Source organism: Kutzneria sp. 744, from assembly GCF_000568255.1.
GTDB lineage: Bacteria > Actinomycetota > Actinomycetes > Mycobacteriales > Pseudonocardiaceae > Kutzneria.
Window position 1 is genome coordinate 5,668,506 of record NZ_KK037166.1, and the last position, 20,941, is coordinate 5,689,446.

Sequence of the window (20,941 nt, forward strand, 5' to 3'; positions counted from 1 at the left end):
CCGGCGCAGGCTCGAAGCATCAGGGTCGGACCCTGGCGTTGCCCTGGTTTCAGCTGGTCCGACGGCGTCGCGACAGCAGCACCAGGCCCACGCCGAGCACCACCGCCAAGATCGCCGCGCCGGTCAGCGCCTGCACGTCGGCCGCGCCGGTGTTGGCCAGCACCCGCAACGCCTGCGGCGTCGGCGTGGTCGGGGCGGTCGTCGGGGCGTACGGGTCGGGCTGGTTCGGCCCGGGCTCGACGGCGATGTCGCGACCGGTGAGGTCGCCCTCAGTGAAGTCCCATATCGGCGACTGCCCCGCGACCAGCTTCCATGGTCCGACCAGGACGGTCCGGTAGAGGCCGGCCGGCAGGCCCTTGAACGAGAAGCCGCCCTTCGCGTCGGTGACGGTGTTGGCCACCGGCTTGGCGGAGATTTCGTCGACCAGGTACAGCTTCACGCCCGCAGGCACGACCTTGGTCGTGACGTTGCCCAGCCCACCGAGCACGTTGGAGATCGCCCCCGGCACGTGAACACGGTCGACGGGCGCCCGCTCTGCACCGTCGTAGAAGCCGGCGTTGAACTGACCGAAGTCGCAGCGGACGCGGACGTAGCCGTAAGAACGCGCCCCGCTGGGCACCGCTTCGGTCACGTCGAGCGTGGTCGTCCCGTGCGCGGGCACAGCCACACCACGGCCGCTCTGCTGAAGATCGCCCCAGCCGTCCGAGCGCCCCTTCAGCTCATGCGGGTCACCGATGCCGCACATCACCGTGATGCCGGCCAGCGCGCGGTCTCCGCTGTTCTTCATGGTCACGGTGACATGCGCGGTGTCGCCGACCTTGTACGTGTCGGCCGTGAACTTCGTGGACGCGGTGAGCGTGTCGGAGACCTTGCGCCTGGCCTCGCTGACGACCTGCACCGTGCCTTGGTCCACGCGCCAGCCGGCGGACTGCGGGACGAGGTCACCCAATCCCTCGTAGGACGCCGAATACGTGCCGGACGGGACGTCAGTGACCTTGAACTTGCCGTCCTGGTCGGTCTTCACCGGCGGCAAGGTGTGGCTGGGCGCGCCACCGCTGATCGTCACCTTCACGTCCGGCAGGCCCTCACCCTGGTCGAACGAGCCGTTGCCGTTCTTGTCGTAGTACAGCGTGCCGTCGATGTCGCCCTTGCCGACGACGATGGCCGCCGTGGCGGTGTCCTGGTCCGTCACCAGGTTGGGAATCGCCGGATTCCCCATCAGGCCCGCGGTGATCGTGACCGGCTTGGCCGCGTCCTCGACCGTGCCGGCAAAGCCACGATTGATCGTCTGGCCGGGCGCGATGTCGATGCCCGGCGTGCCGGTCCAGATGTCCGACCACCCGATGCGGGTCAGCGACAAGTTGTCGGGCGTTGCCGAGAAGTGCACGTGCACCGCGGCTGTGCCGTTGTTCGTCGCCGAGATCGACCCGCTGATCTCGTCGCTGACGTGATAGGAGGGCTTGTCGAACTTCGCCGACACGGCGAATGTCGAGGCCGGCTGGTCGACGTGCTGGCCGCTTTGGGCGCCGTTGCTCGGTGTCTCGTCCGCCGCGGCGATGCCGCTGAGGGCGGTCGTGAGCGCAATGGTCACGGCGCCGGATCCGACCGCGATCCGGCGCAGCAGGGTATGCCTCAAGAGCTGAACCCCTCCCCTGGTTCGTCACCCGGCACATGCCGGGTCTACCGCCTGAATCGGAATGAACGGCACGTCTCGTTACAGATGCGACGGTCCGGACCGGACGGCCGCCCATCGTTGCAGCTCTTGGCGCAATTCCGGTCCCTCCACCCGGTCCATCAGCCGCACCGCCGTGTCCACCATCCGCTTGTCGGCGAACATCAGCGGCTCCGGCGTTACGATCTCGGCCAAGCAGGCCCGTGCCACCTCATCCGCAGGCGGCAACAATTGTTCCGCTCCGGTCAGGAATTCGTGTCCCACGGCGGCAATCAGCTCGCCGGTGTTCCGGGCGTCCTGCGCTGCCGTGATCAGCCCTGTTGCCCGCCCACGCCGCATTGCCCACGCGTAGAGGCCGATCCACTCCGTCTGCCGTCCCCGATTGGGATCCCAGGCCGCCCCGCGCGCGTACTTCCACAGGCCGTCGAATTCCGGGCCGTGCGCTCCCAGCCACCGATCCCGCTCGGTCGGGCTCATCGTCAGCACCGCCTTGACCTGATCCGGGTTGGCCGGCGGTCCCCAATTCCCGCGGCTACCCGAAACGATCTTGCTCACGTGCCCGTAGTCGTCCGGCCGGTCCTCGTCGGTGTCGACCAGCACGTCCATCTCGGCGTCCGGCTGCCAGTACCGCTTCGCGTACGGCAGATTGCCGTAGTCGACCTCGACCAGCGGCACCTTCCGCCGGTCCAACTCCGCCTTCAGCGCATCAAACGTCAGCACCTTGCGGTACTTCCTGCCATACCGCGCCATGATCGCGTCCCCGACCGTGCGCCTTCGGTTGCGCGCCCTGCCGTGCTTCAGCCGATGCACCTGCACCGTGAAGTGTCCGCCTGCACGGCGCTGGTAGTAGAACTCCACCAGCCCGAAGTCCTGCCGCAGCGTCTCTTTCCCCACGTCCGCGTAGTGCTCCCCCAGCACCCTCGCCACGCCGTCCGCCGTCACCCCGTGGTCGACGCCCAGCACTTCCCCGAACTCCACCACGTCCCCGAAAAACCCCATGTCCCCCACTCGGCGCACGGTACAAGCACGCCTGACAACGCTCCAGGGGTTTTCCGCCCCCGCCAGGCAGCCTCGGTCCTACGCCTTGCCGCTATGCCTCTGCCGCAACCGCGCGGTCAACTCGACAAACATCTGGTCGACCAGTTTCCTGATACGGGCAGCCTGCTGAATTTGGCCACCGACCTTGCCGACGCCGGCGACCTTGACGTTGACACCCGCTTCGGCCGGCACAACCTGTGCGGTGAAATTCTCACCCCACGTGAAGGCGCTGGCACCCTTGCTGAAGTGCACCGTCATCGCGAAGTCATCCGACTCCTTGAGATTGAACCGCTCACCAACGACCTCCACCAGGGCGGCGAAGGCATCGGTCGGCGATACAGGGTAGTAACGTTCGAGATCCTGATTGCCCACCGAACCAAACCAGGCCATGTTTCCTCCACCTTCACACCACAAAGCGCGGCAAAGTTGACCATTCGTCAAACTAGCGAAAGGAGCACGCAAACCTGCTCAGCTATCGCCCGAGACGCGACACGCGTTACCAGCGAAGCAAAACCCCGCCACCAGCCAAATGCCGACGTTGAAGCCGCGCGTGGGGCGATGCGAAGCGAGCCCGAAGGGGGGTCCAGGGGGGCGAAGCCCCTCCTGGCTGGGGGGTGTGGGGCGCGAGCCCCACAAGACACCTGGAGCGCCCGAGGCGAAGCGCCGCCAGGCGCGAGCACAGGTCACCCATGCGCGGAAGCGGAGGGATTTGAACCCCCGGACCCTTGCGGGTCTTCCGCTTTCAAGGCGGATGCATTCGGCCGCTCTGCCACGCTTCCCTGGGGTGTGAGGGTAGCCGGTCAGTCGTCGGGAGTCTCGGCCAGCATGGCGCCGACGCGTTCGAAGACCTTGGCGATGGTGGCCTGCTGGGTCTCGGTGGTGAGGTTGATCATGTGGCGGCGGACGCCGTCGACGTGGGTGGGGGCGGCCTCGCGGAGTTTGGCCATGCCGACGTCGGTGAGGACGGCGTAGACGCCGCGGCCGTCGCTGGTGCAGTTGTCGCGTTCGACGAGGCCGGCGCGTTCCATGCGGGCGATCTGGTGGGAGACGCGGCTTTTGGAGGAGGCGACCTCGGAGGCGAGCGCGCTCATGCGCATGCGCTGGTCGGGGCGTTCGGCGAGGCGGACGAGGACTTCGTAGTCGGCGAGGGTGATGTCGTGGGCGTCTACGAGCTCGCGGTGCAGCTGGCCTTCCAGCAGGATGCTGGAGACGCGGTAGGCGCGCCAGGCGGCCATCTCGCCGGCGTCGAGCCACTGGGGTTCGCTCACCCGTCAAGGCTAACCGTCACGTCCCGTTCAGTCGCCGACCCTGGCGTTGTCGCGGGTCACGGGGCACACTCCTGCGCCGAACGCTCGAACGGGGAGTCGGGCGCAGTCCGGAAGGATCCACATGATCGTTTTGGCTAGACGGCTCGGCGCGCTGGCGGTCACCGCCGCGGTGACGCTGACGCTGACCGGTGTCCCGGCGCAGGCGGCGCAGGCCCCGATCGACGTGCGCCTGATCGCGTTCAACGACTTCCACGGCAATCTGGAGCCGCCGGCCGGCTCGTCGGGCCGGGTGACGCTGTCGGACGGCACCGCGGTGGTGGCGGGTGGCGCGGCGTACATGGCGACGCATGTGAAGCAGCTGCGGACGAAGAACACCCTGGTGTTCTCGGCCGGCGACAATGTCGGGGCGTCCCCGCTCGCCTCGGCGCTGTTCCATGACGAGCCGACGATCGACTTCATGAACGACATCGGCGTGAACGCGTCGGCGATCGGCAATCACGAGCTGGACAAGGGCTACCAGGAGCTGCTGCGCAAGCAGTTCGGCGGCTGCGCGTCGGACGGCTGCCTGTTCGACAAGCCGTTCAAGGGCGCGAAGTTCCCTTACCTGGCGGCGAACATGACGTTCGACAACGGCCTGCCGGCGTTGCTGCCGTTCACTGTGGACTTCAGCGGTGGCGTGCCGGTGGGTGTGATCGGTGTGCCGCTGAAGGACCTGCCCAGCGTGACGTCGGCGGACGCGATCAAGGGCCTGAAGTTCGGCGACGAGGTGCAGGCGATCAACCGGTCGGCCGACCTGCTCGACCGGCTGGGCGTGAAGACGATTGCCGTGCTGCTGCACCAGGGTGACAACACCGAGGGCGGCGGCCCGGACGACTGCCGGACGAGCCCCGGCCCGGCGCTGGCGATCGCCAAGGCGGCCTCGGCCAAGGTGGACGTGATCTTCTCGGGCCACAGCCACCAGCAGTACAACTGCTCGGTGCCGGACCCGGCCGGCAACCCGCGGCCGTTGATCCAGGGCGCCTCGTTCGGCCGGCTGCTCTCGGTCGTGGACCTGAAGATCGACCCGCGCACCAAGGACGCGATCCGCAGCAAGACGGTGGCGCACAACGATGTCGTCACGCGCGACGTGACGCCGGACCCGACCGTGCAGGCATTGGTGTCGAAGGCCGTGACGCAGGCGGCTCCGATCGCCAACAAGGCCGTCGGCACGATCACCTCGGACATCGTTGCGGCACAACAGGCTTCGGGTGAGTCGCCGCTCGGCGACGTGATCGGCGACGCGCAGCTGGAGTCGACGAAGTCAGCCGGCGCGCAGGTGGCGCTGATGAACCCGGGCGGCATCCGCGCGGACCTGAACTTCGAGTCCTCGACGGCGGGCGTGGCCGACGGGACCGTGACGTATGCCAACGCGTTCACGGTGCAGCCGTTCGCGAACATCCTGCAGACGGAGACGCTGACCGGCGCGCAGCTGAAGGCCGTGCTGGAGCAGCAATGGCAGCCGCAGCCTGACGGTTCGGTGCAGACCAAGATGCTGCAGATCTCGTCGAGCCTGCACTACACGTGGTCGGCGTCGGCCGCGGTCGGCTCGCGGATCACGTCGATCACCGTGGACGGCCAGCCGGTGACCCCGGACGGCAGCTACAAGGTGACCGCGAACAACTTCCTCACCGGGGGCGGAGACGGCTTCACGGTGTTGAAGCAGGGCGCCGGCATCGTCGGCGGCGCGATCGACCTGGACGCGTTCACGGCGTACCTGACGGCGCACCAGAACCTGGCGCCGCCAGCCGCGGACCGGATCACGCGAACGTCCTGACCCTGTGTGACCAGCACAATCAACCGATTCAGGTACCACAGGGGGTTGTGATCAAGGTCACGTAGGAGCAAGCTCGGAACACGGATGGACCAGCGGGAACAAGTTTCGCGGACTACCGGGAAGGGACCAGGTGGTTGCATGGCGGAAGAGCTTCGCTGTGACGGTCGACGAGTCGGCTGCACCCTTGCGGCCGGGTTGGTCGGTGCCTGTCCGGTCGCGACTGTGAGCAGCACGAGCTAGGTCTCGGGTGCGCAGCGCCGAGGGGCGTTGGTCCTTCGTTCGCGCACGTCGACGATGTTGAGCCCCACATCGGATGCGTTTCACGGCGCACCTGGTGAGGTTCCACGCCAACCTCGCGACGACCGCGACCGTCACTTTTCCGGTAGGACCTGGGTGCGGTGGCCTTCGGGGGCACCGCACCCAGGCATGTCCGGGGTCCGCCTATGGTGGACGTCGTCGATCCGGACCGGGAGGACTTACCGTGCAGTTCAACGACGACGCGGAGCTGGACACCTCGCAGGTCCAGGACTACCGGGGCTCGGGTGGCGGCGGCGGAGGCGGGGGCTTCCCGCTGGGCGGTCTGGCGCTGGGTGGCGGCGGCCTCGGCATCGTCGGCCTCGTGCTGTGGCTGGTGATCAGCCACTTCGCCGGAGGCGGCGGGTCCAACCAGCTGACCGGGCAGCCCAACAACAACCAGATCAACCAGTGCAAGACCGGCGCGCAGGCCAACGCCAGCCAGGATTGCCGCGACGTCGCGCTGGTGAACTCGATCCAGGCCTACTGGCAGGACCAGTTCGCGCGGTCGAGCAAGACCTACCGCAAGGCCACCACCATCTTCTTCACCAGCCGGCAGCAGACCGGTTGTGGCACCGGCACCACCGGCATGGGGCCCTTCTACTGCCCGGCCGATCAGCACGTGTACATCGACCTGAGCTTCTTCAAGGAGCTGCAGACCCGGTTCGGCGCCACCGGCGGTCCGTTCGTCGAGGGCTACGTGCTCGCCCACGAGTACGGGCACCACGTGCAGAACCTGCTCGGCACGTCGAAGAACATCGGCAAGGGCAGCGGCGCCACCTCCGGCTCGGTGCGGCTGGAGCTGCAGGCCGACTGCTACGCCGGCGTGTGGGCCAACCACGCCACCAGCACCCCCGGCGCCAACGGCAAGCCGCTGATCAGCAACGTGTCGCAGCAGGACATCACCAACGCGCTGGACACCGCCTCCCGCATCGGCGACGACTTCATCCAGAAGAACCTGGGCAGCGGTCAGGTCAACTCCGGCTCCTTCACCCACGGCACCTCGGCTCAGCGGCAGCACTGGTTCACCACCGGCTACCAGAGCGGCAACCCGGCCTCCTGCGACACCTTCAACACCGACAACCTGGGCTGACGCCGGTTGTCCACAGCCGCTGGGTTATCCACATGTGGATCTTCGCGGGGCCTTGAGGGGACCTCAGGGCGGTAGCCTGGGCTCGGGGCCGGCCCCCTGGGTTGGGCTGGGGGCTGTGCTTCGTTAGGCGGCGCGGTCGTGCTATCGAGCGATGAGCAAGGGCAGAACCTCCTCTACACCGGCGACTTCCAGCTTCCAGGCGGGGCGGTGGGCGGCGAAGCGGTCGGGGGTGAGGAGGAGGCGCTGCTGGACGGCGGGGGTGCCGCGGCGGGAGTCGCGGAGGGTGCCGTCGTCGAGGTAGCCGAGGGAGCGGCTGACCTTCAAGGACGCGGCGTTGTCGGTGTAGGCGGAGGTGCGGGCCTGAATGGCACCGAGGTGGTCGAAGGCGAAGGCCAGGACTGCGGCGCGCATCTCGGTGCCGTAGCCGTGGCCCTGGAACGCACGCCCGAGCCAGGAGCCGGTGGAGACCTCGCGGGTGACGGCGAAGTCGGAGGCCATCAGGCCCTGCTCGCCGATGACGCGGCCGTCGAGGCGGATGAGGAAGTGCACGTGCCAGTCGGAGGGGCGGAGTTTGGCACGCTCGGACCAGTAGTAGCGCAGGTTCTCGAGGCCGAGGCGGTCGGCGGGAACGTCGGTCCACGGCACGGAGAAGGGCATGAACTCGGGGTCGTGCACGCCGGCGCGGGCGACGTCGATGAGCTGGTGCAGGCCAGCGTCGTCGTCGGGGCGCAGTTCGAGCCGAGGGGTGCGTAGCACCAGGTTCCGCAGTGGCCAAGCCTCCATGACGTGATGGTGCCCGCGAAGCGCCCACCGGACCAGCGGATTACGGTCGGAGCCATGCAGGCGATCACGATCAGGCAGCCGGGCGGCCCGGAAGTGCTGGAATGGACGGAGGCGCCGGATCCGACGCCCAAACCGGGCGAGGTTCTCGTCACCGTGGCGGCGACGGCGGTGAACCGGGCGGATCTGTTGCAGCGCCAAGGGTTCTATCCGCCGCCGAAGGGCGCGTCGGAGATTCTGGGGCTGGAGTGCTCGGGCACGATCGCGGCGCTGGGTGAAGGCGTCGAGAACTGGGCGGTGGGCGACGAAGTGTGTGCCCTGCTGGCCGGCGGCGGCTACGCGGAGAAGGTGGCGGTGCCGGCGGAGCAGCTGCTGCCACTGCCGAAGAACGTGGACCTCGTCGCGGCAGCCGGCCTGCCGGAAGTGGTGTGCACGGTGTGGTCGACGGTGGTGCAGACCGCAGGTCTGAACGCCGGGGATGTGCTGCTGGTGCACGGAGGGGCGGGCGGCATCGGGACCTGCGCGATCCAGATCGGCAAGGCGCTCCAGACAACGGTGATCGTCACAGCGGGGTCGGACGAGCGCCTCAGGCTCTGCCGAGAGCTGGGCGCGGACGTCACGATCAACTACAAGACCCAGGACTTCGTCGACGAGGTCAAGAAGGCCACGGACGGCCACGGCGCGGATGTGGTGCTGGACAACATGGGCGCCTCCTATCTGGACCGCAACATCGACGTGCTGGCCATGGACGGCCGCGTGGTCAACATCGGCATGCAGGGCGGTGTGAAGGGCGAGCTGAACATCGGCAAGCTGATGGCCAAGCGCGGCGGGGTGCTGTCGGCCGGCCTGCGCGCACGCCCGGTCACGGGCAAGGGCAGCAAGGCGGACATCGTGAAAGACGTCCGCGAGAGGCTGTGGCCGCTGGTCGAAGCCGGCGCGGTGAAGCCGATCATCGGCCGCACGCTGCCGATGGCGCAGGCGGCGGAGGCGCACCGGGCACTGGAGGCCTCGGACGTGTTCGGCAAGGTCGTGCTCACGGCGTGAGCAGGGCGTAGCCGATCGTCTCCTCGTTGCGGAAGCGGAGCGCGAACTCCCGCCGCCAGCGGTCCATGACGGTCAGCTCGCCGGGGCGTCCGATGTCGTCCAGCAGCACGGCGGCGCCGGGCGCCAGCACGCCGCGGAACACGGGCATGGCGGGGTAGCGGATGAGGTCGCTGCCGGAGGGCCCGTCGACCAGCAGCAGGTCGACCAGCCCGTACCGGTCGACGTACTCCGCCACCTCGTCGTGCACGACCTCGGGCTGGTACCAACTGCCCGAGCCGATGGCGGCGGGATGCGGCGACAGGGGCACGTGCACGACGCGGGCCACGTGTCCGAGGCCCTCGCGGCGAAGCTGGCTGGCGACGAAGGCGGCCTGGCGCTCGTCGTGTTCCAACGACAGCAGGTGCCCGAAGCCCCGCCGGTGCAGCAGCCGGGCGATCAACACCGAAGCGGCGCCGCAGCCGCATTCCACCAGCACGCTGCGGGCCCCGAGCAGCACCTCGTCGAGCAACACGGTCAACGCCGCCGGCCGCAGGTCGTCACGGGTGAACGGCAGGTATTCGGTCAGCAGCGGCGTCAGCCGGATCCAGGCCGAGACGTCGGCCAGCGCACGGCTATCCAATGTCGGCCAGCGCACGGATCAGCTGGTCGACCTCCATCTGGTTGGTGTAGTGGGCCAACCCGATGCGCACCGCCCCGCCGATCTCGCCGACGCCGAGCACGGAGAAGACGCCGTTCTGGCCGGGGTCGGCGAAGGCGCACACGCCGCGTTCGGCGAGGTGCTCCACGGCCTCGACGGCCTTCACCCCGGTCACGGTGAACGCGAGCGACGGCACGCGCCGCATGGCGTCGCCGATCACCATCGCGTTGCGGGACCAGCGCAACTCGTTGATCAGGTGGGCCAACAGCCCGGCCTGGTAGGACTTCATGGAGCCCAGCGAGGCCAGCAGCCGTTCCCGGCGCGGCCCGACGGCGGCGTCGTCCAACGCGGCCAGGTAGTCCACGGAGGCGACCAGCCCGGCCAGCAACGGATACGGATGCGGCCCCAACTCCAGCCGCTCCGGCCCGCGCGCGCCGGCCTCCAGGGCGACGGAGGGCAGCCGGTCGAGCAAAGTGGCGTCGCGGAAGACCAGGGCGCCGACGGGCGGTCCGCCCCAGGCGTTGGCCGACACGGACACGATGTCCGCGCCCATGGCCACGATGTCCAGCGGCATGAACGGGGCCGCCGACGACGCGTCCACGACGACCAGCGCGCCGGCGTTGTGCGCGATCTCGGCGATCTTGGGCAGATCCGGCCGGGTGCCGACCGCGCCGGAGGCGGCGGTGATGGCGACGACCTTGGTGCGGGCGGAAACCAGCTCGTCGTACTGCCAGGCCGGCAGCTCGCACGTCTCGATGTCGATCTCGGCCCAGCGGACCGTCCCACCCGAACGCTGGGCGGCGCGCTGCCAGGGCGAGACATTGGCCGGATGGTCCAGCCTGGACACCACGACCTCGTCGCCGAGCAGCCAGCCGTCGCCGAGCGCGTCGGCCAGCCGTTGCAGCAGGACCGCCGAGCTGGTGCCGAGCACGACCCCGGCAGGGTCGGCTCCGGCCAGGTCGGCGACGGCCCGCCGCGCCGCGTCCACGATCGCCTCCGCGCGCTGCGAGGCGGGAAAGATGCCGCCCGGTCCGGAGACCGGGGCCCGCAGCGCGGTGGAAACGGCGGTCGCGACCTGCTCGGGCACCTGCATGCCCGCCGGTGAGTCGAGGTGCACCCAGCCGTCGCCGAGAGCGGGGAACAGCCCACGGACCCGAGCGACGTCGAACGCCATGGCACACACCGTAGGCGAGCACGCAGCGCAGCGGCACTCCCGGGTGCCAGGATGGAGGCATGACAGCGCCCAACGACAGCGAGTCCAACGGCACCGGACCGCAGCACATCGTGGTGGTGGGCCCGGACGGAGCCCAGCTCGGCTCCGCGCGGGTGCCGTCTGCCGACGAGGCCGAGGCCGGCCAGGACGTGAGCAACCTGGTCGAGCAGCCGGCCAAGGTGATGCGTATCGGCACGATGATCAAGCAACTGCTGGAGGAGGTGCGGGCCGCGCCGCTGGACGACGCCTCCCGCAACCGCCTGCGGGAGATCCACAAGGCCTCCATCACGGAGCTGGAGGACGGCCTGGCGCCGGAGCTGCGCGACGAGCTGGAACGCCTGTCGCTGCCGTTCACCGACGACTCCACCCCGTCCGACGCCGAGCTGCGCATCGCTCAGGCCCAGCTGGTCGGCTGGCTGGAGGGCCTGTTCCACGGCATCCAGACCGCCCTGTTCGCCCAGCAGATGGCCGCCCGCGTGCAGCTGGAGCAGATGCGCGGCCGCGCCCTGCCGCCGGGTATGAGCGTCGCGGAACCGGACGCCCAGCACATTCGGGGCAGCGGCCAATACCTGTAGCACTCGCCGACAACCACGGCGGTCGCGAGGCCGCGCCGGTGCCTGGACCGCGGGCATTTCTCGGTCGAGTCTTTCCATCGATCGAGAAATGCCAAGGGAAGGCACCGGCTACCCGGCGGCCGAGCCCCGCCCGGGACGGGCGGCACGAACACAGCCGGTACCCTCGTTCATCGTGCATCCCTCAAGCACCATCGACCGCCCCACGGAACCGCCGTTGGCGCCCTCGACCCGCAGCTGGTCGCGCGCCTTCGCGGACATCCGCACCGGCCTGGCCAACCGGCAGCTGTGGGCCCACCTGGGCTGGCAGGACATCAAGCAGCGCTACCGCCGCTCGGTGCTCGGCCCGTTGTGGATCACCATCGGCATGGGCGTCACCGCGCTGGGCACCGGCCTGCTGTACGGCTTCCTGTTCCACGCGAACACCGCGACATTCCTGCCCTACGTCACGGTCGGCTTCATCGTCTGGAGCTTCCTGAGCGGGTGCCTGCTCGAGGGCCTGCAGACCTTCATCTCCAACGAGGGTCTGATCAAGCACCTGCCGGCCCCGCTGTCGGTGTACGTATTGCGCACGATCTGGCGGCAGACGCTGCTGCTGGTGCACAACCTGATCGTCTACGTGATCGTGGCGCTGATCTTCATCAGCCATCTGATCCACCCGTACTCGCTGGCCGCCGACGGCGGCGGCACGATGCAGCCGGGCATCAGCTGGTCGATCCTGCTGGCGATTCCCGGCTTCCTGCTCATCGCCGTCAACGGCGGCTGGGTGGCGACGCTGCTGGGCATCATCAGCACCCGCTACCGGGACATCCCGCAGGTGATCAACGCGATCATCCAGCTGCTGTTCTACGGCACGCCGATCGTCTGGTCGATCGACACCCTGGGCACGGCCAACCGCGACCTGGGCCAGACCGTGCTGGACTGGAACCCGCTCTACCACCTGCTCCAGGTGATGCGCGGCCCGCTGCTCGGCCAGGAGGTGGCGCCGCTGAGCTGGATCGTCACCATCGGCATGGCGGTCGTCGGGTGGGCACTGGCCCTGGTCTTCATGAAGAACTACCGTGCCCGCATCTCCTACTGGGTGTGAGTGAGGCTTTCTGCAATGGTCAGCATCGACGTCTGGAACGCCTCGGTCGACTTCCCCATCTTCGACGCCAAGACGCGCTCGTTGAAGAAGGCGGTGCTCGGCAAGGCGGGCGGCCGGATCGGCACCGAGAACCGGGTGCCGATCATCGAGGCGCTGCGTGACATCACGCTGTCGCTCAAGCACGGCGACCGGGTGGCCCTGGTCGGCCACAACGGCGCGGGCAAGTCCACGCTGCTGCGCATGCTCGCCGGCATCTACGAGCCGACGCGCGGCTCGGCCCAGATCAACGGCCGGGTCGCCCCGGTGTTCGACCTGGGCGTCGGCATGGACCCGGAGCTCTCGGGCTTCGAGAACATCATCATCCGCGGCTTGTTCCTGGGCATGACCCGCAAGCAGATGGAAAAGCGGATGGACGACATCGCCGAGTTCTCCGAGCTCGGCAACTACCTGTCGATGCCGATCCGCACGTACTCCACGGGCATGCGGGTCCGGCTGGCGCTGGGCGTTGTCACGTCCATCGACCCGGAGATCCTGATCCTGGACGAGGGCATCGGCGCGGTCGACGCGGCCTTCCTGGACAAGGCCCGCGACCGGCTCAACGACCTGGTCAGGCGGTCCGGCCTGCTGGTGTTCGCGTCCCACTCGGACGAGTTCCTGATGGAGCTGTGCAACACCGCGATCTGGATGGACCACGGCCAGATGAAGATGCAGGGCGGGCTGCGCGAGGTCCTCACCGCGTACAAGGGCCGCGACCCGTTCGAGCACATGTCGCAGGAGACGCTGGAGCGTCTGGGCCTGACCGGCGACCCGGTGCTGCCCAACGGTGACACCGCATGACCACCCGGCGCCTGCCCAAGGGCGCGGTGGTCGCGGTCATCGTCACGCACAACCGCCGTGAGCTGCTGGCCAACTCGCTCAAGGTGATGGCCGCCCAGACCAAGCCGATCGCGCACCTGGTCGTGGTGGACAACGACCCGGAGCACTCGGCCAAGGACCTGGTGGAGTCCTGCGGCATCCCCACCACCTACCTGCTCTCGCAGCGCAACCTGGGCGGGGCCGGCGGCTTCGCGCTGGGCATGCTGACCGCCCTGTCGCTGGGTGCGGACTGGGTGTGGCTGGCCGACGACGACGGCCGCCCGGCCGACGAGAACGTGTTGCAGATCCTGTTCGAGGAGGCGACCAGGCGAGGCCTGGCCGCCATCTCGCCCGTGGTCGCGGACATCGAGGACCCGGACAAGCTGGCCTTCCCGCTGCGCCGCGGCCTGACCTGGAAGCGCGACGCCGGCGAGCTGGGCGACGACTTCCTGCCGGGCATCGCCTCGCTGTTCAACGGCGCGCTGTTCCGGGCCGAGGCCCTGGACGTGGTGGGCGTGCCGGACTACCGGCTGTTCTTCCGCGGCGACGAGGTCGAGGTGCACCGCCGCCTGGTCCGCAGCGGGCTGCCGTTCGGCACCAGCCTGCGCACCCAGTACCTGCACCCCAACGGCAGCGGCGAGTTCAAGCCGATGCTGGGCGGCCGGTTCCACGCGCAGGACCCGGAGAACGACGTCAAGCGCTACTACACGTACCGCAACCGCGGTTACCTGCTGTCCCAGCCGGGCCTGCGCCACCTGGGCCTGCTGGAGGTGGCCCGGTTCGGGCTGTACTTCCTGACCGTGCGCAAGGATCCGAAGCTGTTCGCGCAGTGGCTCAAGCTGGTCCTCCAGGGCCGCCACGAGCGCTTCTACCGCAGGTAGAACCCGGTTCCTCACCCACAAGGCCCCCGCCGAAAGCGGGGGCCTTTTGCGCGACCTTGAGACGGCACCCCCAGACTTGCTCAAGGTATTTCCGATGTTCCCGGCCTACGTTTCTCTCGACACACAGCCGGGAATGAGGAAGCAGGGGGAAACAATGCTCGGTCGGATCGGTTCGACAGCCGTGGTCGCCGGGATTGTCTTTTCCGTATTCGCAGCACAGGCGTCGGCGACCACGACCCGACCGGACCAGGCCTGCCCGGTGCCGGCCAGTCGGGACATCGCCGTCACCCGCTCCGTCTACCGCACGGGCGTGGGCCTGGGCGCGTCCGACAAGGTGCTGCTGGCCGGCTTCGAGGCCGGCTGGGTCGAGTCCCACATGAAGAACCTGACCTGCGGGGACCGGGCCTCGCTCGGCGTCTTCCAGCAGCAGGTGGGCTACGGCTGGGGCACCGCCGACGAGATCATGGACCCGGTGCACGCGGCGACCGAGTTCTTCACCCGGGCCAAGGCACTGGAGCCCAGGTTCGCGCACGACACGGCCGGGCACCTCGCGCAGGCCGTGCAGATCTCCTGCTGCCCCGAGCGCTACGACCAGGCCCGTGGCATCGCGCAGAAGATGTTGGACGAGGTCAGGGCGCAGCCGGCGGCCGCCGCCACGACCAAAACCGCCAGCTCCTGGACCGTGTCCGTCACGGTCGACGACACGCACAGGACCGACGTGGTCGTGACTGACGGCACCGGCCGCAAGGTGACCGTGACCGTCTCGGCCGACGGCCGCCCGCAGGTCGCTGACCAGCGCTGATCGACGTGAGGTCGGCCGGAGCGGCGACCTCAAGGTTTCCTCAAGGTTTCCTCACGACCGCTCCGTAGGGTTGTCACCATCAGGCTCGGGAAGGGTCGTTCCGGTTCTAGAGGGGAGAATCGGAACGGCTTTTCTCGGTGCCGGGTGCTAATAGTCGCCACTAAAGAGCAGTCGTTTCCACGGGGGGAGATCCGGTGGCCCGCAGGACGTTCTCCATCAGCCAGATCGCCGATATTCTCGACCGCTGGCAGCGCGGCGATTCCACCAGCAGCGTGGCCGAGGCCGTCGGCGTCGACCGCAAGACGGTGAAGAAGTACACCGACGGCGCGGTGGCCGCCGGCATCCGCCCCGGCGGGTCGCCGCTGAGCCTGTCGGAATGGTCCTCGCTGATCGCCCGCCAGCACCCGACCATCCTCCAGCCCCGGCTGCGCCGCACCACCTGGCAGGAGCTGGACAGTCACCGTGAGTACATCCGCGAGCTGCGGGCCGCGGGCCTGCCGCAGGAGCGGATCTGGCGGCGGCTGCACACCGAGCGCGGCGTCCGCTGCAGCCTGGCCTCGCTCAAGCGCTGGGTCGGCGGCAACGATCTTGAGCTGTGGGAGCGGACCGCGAGCTGATTTGTAACAAATGCCGTGACCTGCGGCGATACCCTTGATGCTGGGAATTCGGTGACCGGGACCGCCTTGACAGGCGACGTTGTCCACAGCACCGTGACTCTGGCAGCACTAAGGGGGATGGATTTGCGCTTTCGGCTGCTCGGTTCGGTCGTCGCGGTGTCGGATGCTGCCGTCGTCGAGGTGAGTGGTCGCAAGCCACGGGCTCTGCTAGCGGTGCTGGCGCTCAGTGCCGGCCGTGTCGTCCCGGCCGACACCCTGATCGACGTGCTGTGGGGGGAGAACCCGCCGGGCAGTGCCCGCGCCGGTCTGCACTCCTACGTCTCGACCCTGCGCCGCACGCTGGGCGAGGGCACGATCCAGCGCCGACCGGCCGGCTACGAGCTGACGGTGCCGCCGACGGACGTCGATGTGCACGAGTTCGCCGCCCTGGTGACGCAAGCCCGGCAGGACCTGGCGGCGGGCCGCTTCGGAGTGGCCGAGCGGGGCCTGGAAGCGGCGCTGGCGCTGTGGCGGGGCACCCCGCTGGGCGGCGTGAGCGGCGAGTGGGCGGAGCGCGAGAGAGACCGGCTCCAGCAGCAGCGGCAGGCGGCGGTCGAGGACCGGATGGAGGCCCAGCTGCGGCTTGGGCAGGGTCCGCGGCTGATCGCCGAGCTGTCCGGGCTGGTGGCCGAGGATCCGCTGCGTGAGCGGCCCCGCGCCCAGCTGATGATCGCCCTGTACCAGGCGGGCCGGCAGGCCGAGGCCCTGGCGGCGTACGAGGCGGGTCGCCGGCTGCTGATCGAGGAGCTCGGGGTGGAGCCGAGCCCGGAGTTCCAGGCGGTGCACGGACGGATCCTGCGTGGCGAGGTGCCGGCCCCGGTGGCCGAGGTCGAAGTGCCGGTGGCGGTGGTGGTTCCCCAGCCCCGCACAGACGCCGCGCCCCAGCAGCTGCCGTCGGACCTGCCGGACTTCACCGGCCGCGACCAGCAGGTCGACCGGCTGGTCCAGCGGCTGACCGCCGACACCAGCTCCACCAAGATCAGTGTGATCGCCGGCCAGCCCGGCGCCGGCAAGAGCTCGCTGGCCATCCACGTCGCGTACCTGGTGCGCGAGCAGTACCCGGACGGCCAGCTGTACGTGAACCTGCGCGGCGTGCACTCGTCCTCGCTGGACCCGGCCGAGGTGCTGGCCCGCTTCCTGCGGTCGCTGGGCGTGCCGCCGCAGGCCGTGCCGGAGAGCCTGGAGGAGCGTGCCGACCTGTACCGCACGAGGCTGTCCGACCGCCGCGTGCTGGTGCTGCTGGACGACGCCGCGGACGAGCGCCACGTGCGTCACCTGCTGCCGGGCGGCCCGGGCTGCGCGGTGCTGGTGACCAGCCGCCGCCGTCTGCCGGCGCTGGCCGGCGCGGCTCACGTAGACCTGGAGGTCTTCCCGCAAACCGAGGCCACCGCGTTGTTGGAACAGCTGATCGGGGCCGAGCGCATCGCCCAGGACCCGGCCGCCGCGGCGGAGATCGCTCAGCTGTGCGGGCATCTGGCGCTGGCGGTGCGGATCACCGGGGCCCGGCTGGCCGCCCGCCCGCAGTGGCCGCTGCGGCTGCTGGCGACCCGGCTGCGGGAGCGGCATCAGCTGCTGGACGAGCTGTCCGCCGGCGACCTGGAGGTGCGCGGCAGCCTGCTGCTCAGCTACGAGGGCCTTGAGGAGGCCGACCGGCACGCCCTGCGGCTGCTGGGCTGGCTGGGCACGATGGAGTTCGCCTCCTGGTTCGTGGCCCCGCTGCTGGACCTGACGGTGTCGGCCACCGAGCGCATCCTGGAGCGGCTGGCCGACAGCTACCTGCTGGACACGATCCTGGTCGACGCGGCCGGCTCGCCGCGCTACCAGCTGCACGACCTGACCCGGGCGTTCGCGGTGGAGCGGGCCGAGGCCGAGAAGACGCGGCAGGACGCCACGGCGGCCCTGGAGCGGGTCATCCACTGCGCCGTGACGATGATCGACGAGGCGACCGCGCGCATGCCAAGAAAACACCGCCACGCACATCAGCGGCCGGCCCCGCTGGCATGCCCCGGACCCGGTCACGATGGCCCGGCTGGTGGCCGACCCCGCCGGCTGGTTCGACGCCGAGCGCGCGGTGTTCGTGGCGCTGGTGGAGCGGGCCAGCGAACTGGGCCTGGTGATGTCCTCGACCAGCCTGGCCGCGGCGCTGTCCTCGTCGGCGTTCACCGCCCGCAACCAGTTCGACCAGTGGTGGCAGACGCATTCGGCCGCGTTGCAGGCCGCGGACCTGGCCGGCGACGAAGCCAGCAAGGCCTCGCTGTACGTGGGGCTGGGCCGGCTGCGGCTGGAGCAGGACCGGTTCGACGAAGCCGACGACTACTACAGCCGCGCGCTGGCGATCTACGAGGGCCTGGCCGACGAGAGCGCGCTCGTGCTGACCAAGCTGGAGCTGGCCAGCGTGCAGCGGGAGCGCGGCGAGCTCAATGACGCCGCGCGCACGCTCGTGGAGGTGCTGCCGGCGCTGGCCGACGCGCACTCGCCGCAGATCGAGGCGCGCGCGTGGCACAGCCTGGGTATGACGCTGACCGAGCAGGGCTCGTTCGAGGCGGCGCTGGTGGAGCACGACCGCGCGCTGGCCCGGTACACGGAGCTGGCGGACCGGTTCGGGCAGGCGTTGGTGCAGCGCTCCATCGGCATCACCCACCGCGCGGCCGACGATCTGGCCGCCGCCGAACGGTTCTGCGGCTCGGCGCTGCGGCTGATGACCGAGCTGGGCGACACCCACATGCTCATCTACTCCTTGCAGTCGCTGGCCAAGGTGCGCATCCGGCAGGGCCGCGGCGAGGCCGAGCGGACGGCCCTGTTGGACGGCCTGGAGAAGTGCCGTGAGCTTCAGGACGGCTTCGGGCAGGCGCTGCTGCTGCGGACCCTGGGCGAGCTGGACCTGGCCGCCCGCCGGTTCGGCGACGCCGAGCAGCACCTGGAGCGGTCGCTGCAGTGGTGGACCGCGTTGTCGCTGCCGCTGTGGCAGGCCCGGACCATGCGGGACCTGGCCACGCTGCTGGACGCGACCGGCCGCCGCAAGCAGTCGGACGCCACGTGGTCGGCAGCGCTGAAACTGTTCGAGCGGCACGGCAGCCACGAGGCCGGCGAGCCCCGGCCCCGGTTGTCCGGAGGCATTACCCCGGCCCGGTCGCCGCTGTAGGGTCGCCCCGGTGACGCCGCCGCAGTCGGCGCGATCAAGGGTGGGAAATTGGTGCATACACGAAGATTCCTGGCATTCACGGCCGTTGTGGCGGCCGGTGTCGCGGCCACGGTGATCCCCGCTTCGGCAACGGGCGCACGGCCGAACATCGTGCCTTCGGCCGCGGGCGCGGCCTTCACGCCGATGAGCCCGACCCGGGTGCTCGACACCCGCGACGGCACCGGCACCGGTGGCGCGGCGGCCCCGGTCGGCGCCAACGGCACCGTCAAGCTGGACCTGTCGGCGGCGATCCCGGCCGGGGCGACGGCCGTGGTGTTCAACCTGACCGCTGCCGACGTCACCGCCAGCACCAGCATCACAGCGTGGCCGGACGGCGAGGCGCAACCGGTCTCCTCCAACCTGAACCTGGTCGCCGGGGACGTCCGCCCGAACCTGGTGACGGTGGCGGTCGGGGCCAACCGGACGGTGGATCTGTTCAACCACTTCGGTTCCGTGGACCTGATCGCCGACCTCGCCGGCTACTACGCGACCGGCAACGGCTCGCGGTTCACGTCGATGAGCCCGACCCGGGTGCTCGACACCCGTGACGGCACGGGCACCGGCGGCGCGAAGAACCCGGTGGGCCCCAACGGTGTCGTGTCGCTCGACCTGTCTGCGGTGCTGCCGAGCACGGCCACCGCGGCGGTGTTCAACCTGACCGGCACCGACACCACGGCGTCCACTGTGGTGATCGCCTATCCGGACGGGACGAACCGGCCGAGCGCGTCCAACCTGAACCTGGTCGCCGGGCAGACGGCCCCGAACCTGGTGACCGTCGCGGTCGGCGCCAGCCGCAAGGTGGATCTGTTCAACCTCAGCGGCAGCGTGAACCTGATCGCCGACCTCGCCGGCTACTACGCCACCGACCGCGGCAACCCGTTCCACTCGCTGACGCCGGTCCGCGCGCTGGACAGCCGTGACGCCAACGGAAACTCCGTGAACCCGTACGGCCCGAACACCGCCCGGCCGCTCGACCTCACGCAGTGGCTGCCGCCGACGGCCGCGGCCGCGGTGTTCAACCTGACCGGTACCAACACCTCCGCGTCCACTGTGGTGACTGCCTATCCGGACGGCACCGCGCGACCCGGCGCGTCCAACCTGAACCTGGTGGCCGGCCAGACCGCGCCGAACCTGTCCATCGTGGCCCTCGGCAGCGACGGCGCGATCCAGCTGTTCAACCTGTCCGGCACCGTGGACCTCATCCTCGACGTCGCCGGCTACTTCGGCCCCGCGCCGCAGGCGTGTGACACCGGCTGCGTGTTCGGTGCCGGCGACAACACGCACGCGCAGCTGGCCAACGGCAGCATCGGCGGCTCCACCACGGCGATGACGCCGATAGCCGGCCTGAACCACGTGTCCGCCGTGACCGGCGGCCAGTTCAACGGCTATGCGCTGCGAACCGACGGCACCGTGTGGGGCTGGGGCGACAACACCGTGCGGCAGCTGGGCAACGGGAAGTCCACCGGCTACTCCACGGTGCCGTACCCGGTGTCCGCGTTGGACGGTGGCGTGCAGGCGATCGCCGGCAACGGATTCACCACGTACGCGCTGCGCAACGGCAGCGTGTGGGTGTGGGGCGACAACACCTACGGCCAGCTGGGCAACGGCACCACCAACCCGACCACCGTGCCCCGGCGCATCACCACCCTGACCGGGATCACACAGATCGCCGCCGGCCAGGCCAGCGCCTACGCGCTGCGCAACGACGGCACAGTGTGGGCCTGGGGCCGTGACGCTAACGGCGAGCTCGGCGACAGCGGCACCACCAACCAGAGCGCCCCGGTGCGGGTGGGCACGCTGACCGGTGTCGTCTCCATCGCGGCCATCTGGACCGGCGGCTTCGCCGTGACCTCCGACGGCAAGGCTTGGGCCTGGGGCTCGAACGTCTTTGGTGGACTCAACAACACCACCACAACCGGAAACGCCACGGCACCGGTCCAGATGGACCTGACCGGCGTGAAGTCGGTCGCCAGCGGCGCGGGCTTCACCGGCTACGCCGTGAAGAACGACGGCAGCGTGTGGGCGTGGGGCGACAACACCGACGGCCAGTTCGGC

At 69.7% G+C, this 20,941-nt stretch carries 18 protein-coding genes, 1 tRNA gene and 1 pseudogene; 12 read left to right on the forward strand and 8 right to left on the reverse strand.

Annotation, left to right across the window (positions count from 1 at the left end):
• Positions 1–49: 49 nt before the first annotated feature.
• From KUTG_RS25555 to KUTG_RS25575, 5 genes are all read right to left on the reverse strand, one after another.
• Positions 50–1,636, reverse strand: a complete 1,587-nt coding sequence (locus KUTG_RS25555) for an LPXTG cell wall anchor domain-containing protein (protein ID WP_043720227.1) — start codon at positions 1,634–1,636, stop codon at positions 50–52.
• Between the two features lie 78 nt (positions 1,637–1,714).
• Complete coding sequence (locus KUTG_RS53865) at positions 1,715–2,680, reverse strand: hypothetical protein (RefSeq protein ID WP_198047310.1); 966 nt, start codon at positions 2,678–2,680, stop codon at positions 1,715–1,717.
• Positions 2,681–2,749: 69 nt separating this feature from the next.
• Positions 2,750–3,100 carry a hypothetical protein gene (locus tag KUTG_RS25565; RefSeq protein WP_043720229.1) on the reverse strand — a complete coding sequence of 117 codons (351 nt, stop codon included), beginning with the start codon at positions 3,098–3,100 and terminating at the stop codon, positions 2,750–2,752.
• 304 nt (positions 3,101–3,404) lie between these two features.
• Positions 3,405–3,489: transfer RNA gene (locus tag KUTG_RS25570), tRNA-Ser, on the reverse strand.
• Positions 3,490–3,510: 21 nt separating this feature from the next.
• Positions 3,511–3,945, reverse strand: a complete 435-nt coding sequence (locus KUTG_RS25575) for a MarR family winged helix-turn-helix transcriptional regulator (protein ID WP_052396675.1) — start codon at positions 3,943–3,945, stop codon at positions 3,511–3,513.
• Between the two features lie 157 nt (positions 3,946–4,102).
• Here KUTG_RS25575 and KUTG_RS25580 point away from each other — a divergent pair, with 157 nt between their 5' ends.
• Positions 4,103–5,791: a bifunctional metallophosphatase/5'-nucleotidase gene (locus KUTG_RS25580; protein ID WP_043730618.1), complete on the forward strand. Its 1,689-nt coding sequence runs from the start codon at positions 4,103–4,105 to the stop codon at positions 5,789–5,791.
• Positions 5,792–6,272: 481 nt separating this feature from the next.
• Positions 6,273–7,178 carry a KPN_02809 family neutral zinc metallopeptidase gene (locus KUTG_RS25585; protein ID WP_043720234.1) on the forward strand — a complete coding sequence of 302 codons (906 nt, stop codon included), beginning with the start codon at positions 6,273–6,275 and terminating at the stop codon, positions 7,176–7,178.
• Positions 7,179–7,319: 141 nt separating this feature from the next.
• Here the strand turns inward: KUTG_RS25585 and KUTG_RS25590 are convergent, their stop codons facing one another.
• Positions 7,320–7,961, reverse strand: coding sequence for a GNAT family N-acetyltransferase (locus KUTG_RS25590; protein WP_043720236.1), 642 nt, complete (start codon positions 7,959–7,961; stop codon positions 7,320–7,322).
• A 54-nt stretch (positions 7,962–8,015) separates the two neighbouring features.
• Here KUTG_RS25590 and KUTG_RS25595 point away from each other — a divergent pair, with 54 nt between their 5' ends.
• Positions 8,016–9,002 (forward strand): NAD(P)H-quinone oxidoreductase, encoded by a 987-nt coding sequence (locus tag KUTG_RS25595; protein WP_043720240.1) that lies wholly within the window; start codon positions 8,016–8,018, stop codon positions 9,000–9,002.
• On the opposite strand, the gene KUTG_RS25600 is transcribed toward KUTG_RS25595, so the two are convergent.
• Together KUTG_RS25600 and KUTG_RS25605 are read right to left on the reverse strand one after the other, a co-directional pair.
• Positions 8,992–9,621: a class I SAM-dependent methyltransferase gene (locus KUTG_RS25600; RefSeq protein WP_052395405.1), complete on the reverse strand. Its 630-nt coding sequence runs from the start codon at positions 9,619–9,621 to the stop codon at positions 8,992–8,994. The two genes, KUTG_RS25595 and KUTG_RS25600, sit on opposite strands and share 11 nt — an antisense overlap.
• A complete protein-coding gene (locus KUTG_RS25605) occupies positions 9,614–10,813 on the reverse strand; it encodes a cysteine desulfurase-like protein (protein WP_043720242.1) in 1,200 nt (399 codons plus the stop codon). Before KUTG_RS25605 ends, KUTG_RS25600 begins: the two co-directional genes overlap by 8 nt.
• A gap of 59 nt (positions 10,814–10,872) precedes the next feature.
• Between KUTG_RS25605 and KUTG_RS25610 the strand changes: the two genes are divergently transcribed.
• From KUTG_RS25610 to KUTG_RS53870, 9 genes and pseudogenes are all read left to right on the forward strand, one after another.
• Positions 10,873–11,427 (forward strand): bacterial proteasome activator family protein, encoded by a 555-nt coding sequence (locus KUTG_RS25610; RefSeq protein WP_043720246.1) that lies wholly within the window; start codon positions 10,873–10,875, stop codon positions 11,425–11,427.
• Between the two features lie 172 nt (positions 11,428–11,599).
• Positions 11,600–12,511 (forward strand): galactan export ABC transporter permease subunit Wzm/RfbD, encoded by a 912-nt coding sequence (locus KUTG_RS25615; protein WP_043720248.1) that lies wholly within the window; start codon positions 11,600–11,602, stop codon positions 12,509–12,511.
• A gap of 15 nt (positions 12,512–12,526) precedes the next feature.
• Positions 12,527–13,348, forward strand: a complete 822-nt coding sequence (locus KUTG_RS25620) for a galactan export ABC transporter ATP-binding subunit Wzt/RfbE (protein ID WP_043720249.1) — start codon at positions 12,527–12,529, stop codon at positions 13,346–13,348.
• On the forward strand, positions 13,345–14,247 hold the full coding sequence (locus tag KUTG_RS25625) for a galactofuranosyltransferase GlfT1 (RefSeq protein WP_043720252.1): 903 nt from the start codon (positions 13,345–13,347) through the stop codon (positions 14,245–14,247). The genes KUTG_RS25620 and KUTG_RS25625 overlap by 4 nt, the downstream gene beginning before the upstream one ends.
• A 259-nt stretch (positions 14,248–14,506) precedes the next feature.
• Positions 14,507–15,049 carry a hypothetical protein gene (locus KUTG_RS25630; protein ID WP_052395406.1) on the forward strand — a complete coding sequence of 181 codons (543 nt, stop codon included), beginning with the start codon at positions 14,507–14,509 and terminating at the stop codon, positions 15,047–15,049.
• Between the two features lie 194 nt (positions 15,050–15,243).
• Positions 15,244–15,666: a hypothetical protein gene (locus KUTG_RS25635; protein ID WP_043720255.1), complete on the forward strand. Its 423-nt coding sequence runs from the start codon at positions 15,244–15,246 to the stop codon at positions 15,664–15,666.
• A 117-nt stretch (positions 15,667–15,783) separates the two neighbouring features.
• Positions 15,784–17,163 (forward strand): annotated as a pseudogene (locus tag KUTG_RS63900) (BTAD domain-containing putative transcriptional regulator); the annotation flags it as partial.
• A gap of 658 nt (positions 17,164–17,821) precedes the next feature.
• On the forward strand, positions 17,822–18,847 hold the full coding sequence (locus KUTG_RS63905; protein WP_232240938.1) for a tetratricopeptide repeat protein: 1,026 nt from the start codon (positions 17,822–17,824) through the stop codon (positions 18,845–18,847).
• 51 nt (positions 18,848–18,898) lie between these two features.
• On the forward strand, positions 18,899–20,941 hold a 2,043-nt coding region (locus tag KUTG_RS53870), incomplete at its 3' end, for an RCC1 domain-containing protein (RefSeq protein ID WP_369794507.1).